Origin of the sequence: Mesorhizobium sp. M7D.F.Ca.US.004.03.1.1 (genome assembly GCF_003998635.1) — a bacterium.
Classification (GTDB): Bacteria; Pseudomonadota; Alphaproteobacteria; order Rhizobiales; family Rhizobiaceae; genus Mesorhizobium; species Mesorhizobium loti.
The window spans coordinates 1-5,342 of record NZ_RZQG01000395.1 but is presented as its reverse complement, the minus strand read 5'-3'; the positions used below and the strand labels follow the sequence as shown (position 1 = coordinate 5,342).

The 5,342-nt window shown below is 61.8% G+C and carries 5 protein-coding genes and 1 pseudogene; 4 read left to right on the top strand and 2 right to left on the bottom strand.

Annotated features, from left to right (window positions below):
• Positions 1-50: 50 nt before the first annotated feature.
• Positions 51-986: a choline ABC transporter substrate-binding protein gene (locus EN935_RS20860; protein WP_127262898.1), complete on the bottom strand. Its 936-nt coding sequence runs from the start codon at positions 984-986 to the stop codon at positions 51-53.
• 424 nt (positions 987-1,410) lie between these two features.
• On the opposite strand from EN935_RS20860, the gene EN935_RS20855 reads away from it, so the two are divergent.
• Complete coding sequence (locus tag EN935_RS20855; protein WP_127262896.1) at positions 1,411-2,022, top strand: thymidine kinase; 612 nt, start codon at positions 1,411-1,413, stop codon at positions 2,020-2,022.
• Between the two features lie 6 nt (positions 2,023-2,028).
• On the opposite strand, the gene EN935_RS20850 is transcribed toward EN935_RS20855, so the two are convergent.
• Positions 2,029-2,925 (bottom strand): DMT family transporter, encoded by an 897-nt coding sequence (locus EN935_RS20850; protein WP_127262895.1) that lies wholly within the window; start codon positions 2,923-2,925, stop codon positions 2,029-2,031.
• A 102-nt stretch (positions 2,926-3,027) separates the two neighbouring features.
• Between EN935_RS20850 and EN935_RS20845 the strand changes: the two genes are divergently transcribed.
• From EN935_RS20845 to EN935_RS20835, 3 genes and pseudogenes are all read left to right on the top strand, one after another.
• A complete protein-coding gene (locus EN935_RS20845; RefSeq protein WP_127262894.1) occupies positions 3,028-3,885 on the top strand; it encodes a LysR substrate-binding domain-containing protein in 858 nt (285 codons plus the stop codon).
• 108 nt (positions 3,886-3,993) lie between these two features.
• On the top strand, positions 3,994-4,401 hold the full coding sequence (locus EN935_RS20840; RefSeq protein WP_109659681.1) for a cytochrome c family protein: 408 nt from the start codon (positions 3,994-3,996) through the stop codon (positions 4,399-4,401).
• Positions 4,402-4,713: 312 nt separating this feature from the next.
• A pseudogene (locus tag EN935_RS20835) lies at positions 4,714-5,342 on the top strand (hypothetical protein); the annotation flags it as partial.

Genomic DNA, 5,342 nt, shown 5'->3' with positions numbered 1-5,342 from the left:
TTTCTAAGATGGCTGCCCTTCCTGGTTCGGCTTTGCCGAATTCAGTCGGCTCAGCTTCCGAGCGCGGTCTTGACGGCAGCGGCCGCGTCGCCACCGTCGAAGGTGGTTACGCCGGCGATCCACGGGGCAACCGCGTCCGGGTGCTTCTTCAGCCAGTCGGCCGCCACCGTGTTGGCGTCGCCGCCCTTGAGGATCGCGTCCATCATCTGGCCTTCCATGTCCAGGTTGAACTTGAGGTTGGCGATGAATTTGCCGGCATTCGGGCACTCAGTGGTGTAGCCCTTGCGCACATTGGTAAAGACGGTGGCGGCGCCGAAGCCGCTGTCGCCCATGCCGTCGAGATAGGTGATCTTCATGGCGCCCATCACCGGATGCGGCGTCCAGCCGAGGAAGGCGATCCACTCATTGTTCTTCATCGACTGCTCGGCCTGCGTGAGCATGCCGGCCTCCGAGGATTCGACCAACTCGAAGCCTTCGAGATTGTCCTTCGGGTTCTTGATCATGTCGAGGATGATGCGGTTGCCGTCATTGCCGGCCTCGATGCCGTAGATCTTGCCGTTGAACTTGTCCTTGAACTTGCCGATATCGGTCAGCGACTTGACACCGGCATCCGCGACATAGGTCGGCACGACAATGCCGTAGCCGGCGCCGGTCAGGTTCGTGCTGATCGTCTCGACCGAGCCGTCGGCGGTGTAGTCCTTGATGTCGTTGGTCATCGACGGCATCCAGTTGCCGAGGAACACGTCGAGATCCTTGTTCTTCAGCGACGCCATGGTCACCGGCACCGACAGCTGGATCGTCTGCGGCTCGTAGCCGAGCGCGGTCAGCAGCACCGAAGCGATGCCGGTCGTCGCCTGGATGTCGGTCCAGCCGACATCGGAAAGACGCACTGCCTTGCAGCTTGCCGGATCACCGGCGAAGGCAGCGCTCGTGGACAACAATGCCGCCAGGCCGAGGCCAGCGACGAAGGAATTCATGCGCGACATAGATATTCTCCCATTGTGATTCTTTGGCGAAGCGTAGTCACGGTTTCTCTGCCCGCCTTGTTTCGTCAGCCAAACACCATTCTGGTGTGGATTCAAGCGTTAAGGCAATCACGATCAACGGCGCGGGCTGGCCAATCAGCGACACGACCGACGCTTTTGTCGTGCCAGACAGCTTTTTCAGAGACAGGTCGGCTTTTTCAGGGGAATGCCGGCGGCGGCCCCTCCCCGTATCAGGCCAACTCGGCATAAGGTCTGTTTAGATTCAGGTCAGGCCGAGACGAAAATGGTGGACTCCGAGAACCGGAGCGGAGCGTACTTTCGGGTACGTGAGCACAGTTCTACCGCGACGCGGTAGAACGGGGAAGCGCAGGAACCGCCATTTGCAGGCCGGCATCACCTGAATATCAACAGACCGTAGGACGGCATGGCCAAACTTTACTTCCACTATGCAACGATGAATGCCGGCAAGACGACGATGCTGTTGCAGGCGTCGTATAATTATCGCGAGCGCGGCATGGGCACGATGCTGTTCGTCGCCGGCCACTACCGCAAGGGCGATACCGGCCTGATCTCGTCGCGCATCGGCCTGGAGACGGAAGCCGAGATGTTCCGCGACGGTGACGATCTGTTCGCCCGCGTCGCCGATCACCACGCGCATACATCGGTGCATTGCGTCTTCGTCGACGAGGCGCAATTCCTCGAGGAAGAACAGGTCTGGCAGCTCGCCCGCATCGCCGACCGCCTGAACATTCCGGTCATGTGCTACGGCTTGCGCACCGATTTCCAGGGCAAGCTGTTTTCAGGTTCGCGCGCGCTGCTGGCCATAGCCGACGATTTGCGCGAAGTGCGCACCATCTGCCGCTGCGGCCGCAAGGCGACGATGGTCGTGCGCCTCGGCCCCGACGGCAAGGTGGCCAGGCAAGGCGAACAGGTGGCGATCGGCAAGGACGTCTATGTCTCACTCTGCCGCCGCCACTGGGAGGAAGAGATGGGCCGCGCCGCGCCCGACGACTTCATCGGCTTTATCAAGCGCTGACCAGGTTCATACGGTCGAAACACGCGATCTCGGAAACCGCCAACCAAGCCGCACGCCAAGTGTTGCCAGTGCGATCAGCGCCATGCCGGCAGCCTGCGCCAGCCCGAGCGGATGCCCATAGATCGCCCAGTCGACGATGATGGCGACGACGGGGTAGATGAAGGTGATGACGCCGATCACCGGTGTCGTCAGGCGCGGAAAGGCCGAATTCATCAGCACGTAGGCAACGCCGGTGTGCAGCACGCCGATGCCGAGTAGCCAGCCCCATGACGCAGGCGCAATATGTTGGCCGACGTCAGCGAACGGGGCGAGCATGACGACCCCCACCACCGTCTGGCAGAGTACCGTGATTTCGGCGCGCTGCTGGCCAAGGCCTTTGGCCAGGATCGTTGTAACGGCATAGAGCATTGCGCCGCCCAGCGTCAGCGCAATGCCCGGCGCCCAGTTGGCATCGGCATGGCCGTGCGCGAAGACGAGGCCGCTGGCCAGCACGACGCCGAGAAACGCACCGAGCATCCACAGCAGTTGGTCGGGCGAGATGCGCTCCTTGAGGAAGACGACACCGATCAGGACCACGAAGAACGGCTGGATATGGTAGATAATCGTCGTCGTGGCGATCGACGTCATGGCGAAGCCGGCGAAGAAGGCTGTCCAGCTCAGCACCATGCAGACGCCGGCAAGTGCCGCAAGGGCAAGCCGGGACGGCGACAGCGTCCGGTCCGGCAGATAGCCGCGCAACAGGCACCATACGAAAAGGAACAGCGCGCCGAACACACATCGCCAGAAGACGACGGCGACGGGATGCAGCCCCGATTCCGTGGCGAAGGCGCCGACCGTGCCGGCGATAACCATTGCCAGAGCAAGGCTCGCGGCCGGAAAGCGGGCTGTCGAGGCGTCTGTCATGGGTGTTTCGTCCAGCCGGTACTCCCAGCCATCTGGTCACCGGCACGGCCTTCAAACAAGCGAATAGATTTGGAATGATCTATTCGATATGCTGATAGCACCATGGCCGCGCCACTCGATCTCAACTTGCTGAAAACCTTCGTCGCCGTCGTCGAGAGCGGCAGCCTTTCCAATGCAGCACCCAGGGTCGGCCGCAGCCAGTCGGCCGTCAGCATGCAGATGCAGCGGCTGGAGGAGATGGTCGGCAATCAGCTCCTGGTGCGTGGCCCCAGAACCGTCATCCCCAATGCCGTCGGCGAGGATTTCCTGATCTATGCGCGCCGGTTGCTGAAGCTTTCCGATGAGGCATGGGCGAGCGTCACCCGGCCGAAGGAGACCGGCAGCGTCCGTCTGGGTGTGCCGGACGACTATGCTGCCTTCCTGTTGCCACCCGTGCTGTCGCGCTTTGCGGCGGAGCACCCCTTGGTGACGGTGGAATTGATCTGCGAACAGTCGACCGCACTGGTGAAGACGCTGGCGGAGGGGCGGCTGGATCTCGCCATCGTCACCCGCTTGCCGGAGCAGCCGCTGGAGGTCATCCGGCTGGAGCGCTTCGTCTGGGTCGCCTCACCCAACCATGTCGCCTGGGAGACCGACCCGCTTCCGGTTGCCTTGTTCGAACCGGGCTGCGCCGCCAGGATGAATGTCCTGCAGGCGCTTGGCGATGTCGACCGCTCCTACCGCTGCACCTATTCAAGCGCCTCTCTGCTTGGCCTGATCGCGGTCGTCCAGGCCGGGCTCGCGGTGGCTGGCCTCGCCCTGCGCAGCGTACCGCCATCGCTGCGCATCATCGGCGGCAATGAAGGGCTTCCGGTGCTGCCGGACCTCGAAATCGGCATCCTGCGCAACCCTCTGTCGATGACGCCGGCGGTCGAACGGCTGAATGACTTCCTGCGCCGCGACCTGGCACAGCAGGCCTGACTTGCAATACCATTGTCAGGGCCTGTCTTCCGCAATCCCGCCACGATGCAGCGTTTGTTAAGGCCTCGGCCCTATAAGGCCGACAGCCAGAGCTCTCCGGGGTCAGCCATGTTTCGAGCCGCTTCGTCCGCCAGCTTTCTTCTCCTTGCCACCTCCCTTGTCCTTGCCACCTCCCTTGCCGCCCATGCCGGCGGTGACCCGGCCCTGGGCAAGAAGGTCTTCAACCGATGCATCGCCTGCCATGAAGCGGCCACCGACCGCGACAAGGTCGGCCCGCATTTGATGGGCGTCGTCGGCCGCACCGCCGGTAGCGCCGAGAGTTTTCTTGGTCACTACTCCGAGGCGATGAAGAGTGCCGGTGCTGCCGCCCTGGTGTGGGATGAAGCCAATCTCGCCGAGTATATCAAGGCCCCCAAGCTGAAAGTGCCCGGCAACAAGATGGCGTTTGCCGGCCTGACCAAGGACGACGACATCGCCAATGTCATCGCCTATCTGAAGGCCGATCCCAAGCCCTGATCCGCTGTTCGTCCGCCTCTGTAAAGCCGGCTTTCGCGTCGCATATCGCGGCCACGATTGCTTCAGTGGTTTGCCGAATACAAAGGCATCCATGCGCCATCGCTTTGCCGCATGAAAGTTCAATGACAGCTGAACTATGCCTAACCGGCAAGCTAATCACGCCATGACCCCACCTTCACTAACTTTCAAGACCGCGACGGATTCTTTTGTTTTCGAGGCGGGTGTTGTCTTGCGTCTTTCAATCCCCGGATGCCCCACATATATTCGCCGCTGTTCGCGACCAGCGACGTGATGCCGAAGCGGGAGGCCCCAATGGCGACATTGCAGAATTTCGACGCCGAAATTGCCAAGACCAAGCAGGTCGTGCAGGACATGCGCACCAAGATCGAGCAGTCCGGCACCGTGCTTGATACGCTCGCCACCGCCGACAAGAAGATCGGCGACGCCAATTTCGACATCGAGAACGCCCGCATCGAGGACGTGCTGAAGCAGCAGAAGGTGATGGAAGGCAACATCGCCGACCTGATCATCGGGCTGGAGGACGCCACCAACGTCTTCGGCGCCGAGTTCGAGAGCATGAAGAACTACACCGGCTGGGAAAAATTCATCGGCGTCTTCTCCAGCCAGAGCAAGCAGCGCATGCGCACCGACCGCGTCCGCAACATGTCGCTGGCCGGCAATCTGCAGGAACTGCTGGTCAAGTCAGACACCATCGTCGGCATCCTGAAGGCGCAAAAAGAAGTCCTCGATCAGCGCTACAAGACCTCCGAGACCAGCCTGTCGCAGGTCATCGAGCGCCGCAAGACCACGATGACCAACCTCGAAGCCGTGCAGAAGCGCATCGAGGAACTCAATCCGATGCTGCTCGACATCGAAAACAAGATCGCAGCCTCGACCAGCCAGAAGGACCGCACGCAGCTCGAAGGCGACCGCTCCAAGCT